Source organism: Brochothrix campestris FSL F6-1037, assembly GCF_000525915.1.
Taxonomy (GTDB): Bacteria; Bacillota; Bacilli; order Lactobacillales; family Listeriaceae; genus Brochothrix; species Brochothrix campestris.
This window is the reverse complement of the sequence record NZ_AODH01000110.1, coordinates 1-622: the sequence shown is the minus strand read 5'-3', so window position 1 is coordinate 622 and position 622 is coordinate 1. Positions and strand designations below refer to the sequence as shown.

Sequence of the window (622 nt, the reverse complement as noted above, 5' to 3'; positions counted from 1 at the left end):
TTAAACTGACGCATGAGGCTGGAAGTGGCCCATGGGTTGGTCAAGTGGTAGATAAATTACCGAATCATGTGAGCTATGTACCAAACAGTACGACCATTGACGGCAAAGCAGTCGCCGACAAAGGAATTTGGAACGAACAAACGTTGACGGTGAAAGAGCTCCGTTTAACAAACGAAACAGCAACCGCAGTGATTGCCTTTAAGGTGAAACTAGAATCCGAGTCTGTAGGGACAACAGTTGTCAATAAAGCGGTGGCAACACCAAAAGATCCCGATGATAACCCACCTGTACCAGATATCCCAAGCGTACCGACAGTGGTGGTGCCGACAGCAGGTAAATTAAAAGCTGAGAAAAAACGTCTTCAATGCCAGCAATGATGCGATTGATCACAAAGCCGTTAAAGTTGGCGCGGTCATTAGCTATCAAATTAAGGCAACAAACACATCAGCGCCAACGACGATTATTAACAAGGTGAAAATTGGCGATGCGATTCCAGCAGGACTCGTGTATCAACCAGGCAGCCTGAAAGTAACCGGAGTTGATGGCAAAGAAAAAGCGTTAGCAGATGATGCGGTTACCGGTCAAAAACTAGCGACAGGTACCTCGGGTCATCGTTCCGCTC

At 46.9% G+C, this 622-nt stretch carries 2 protein-coding genes; both read left to right on the top strand.

The genetic code is table 11. The features are described from left to right. On the top strand, positions 1-377 hold a 377-nt coding region (locus BCAMP_RS14110), incomplete at its 5' end, for a hypothetical protein (RefSeq protein ID WP_035315902.1). Further along, positions 346-622, top strand: a 277-nt coding sequence (locus BCAMP_RS15175) for a DUF11 domain-containing protein (RefSeq protein ID WP_198015815.1), incomplete at its 3' end; no start/stop codon positions are given. The genes BCAMP_RS14110 and BCAMP_RS15175, both read left to right, overlap by 32 nt.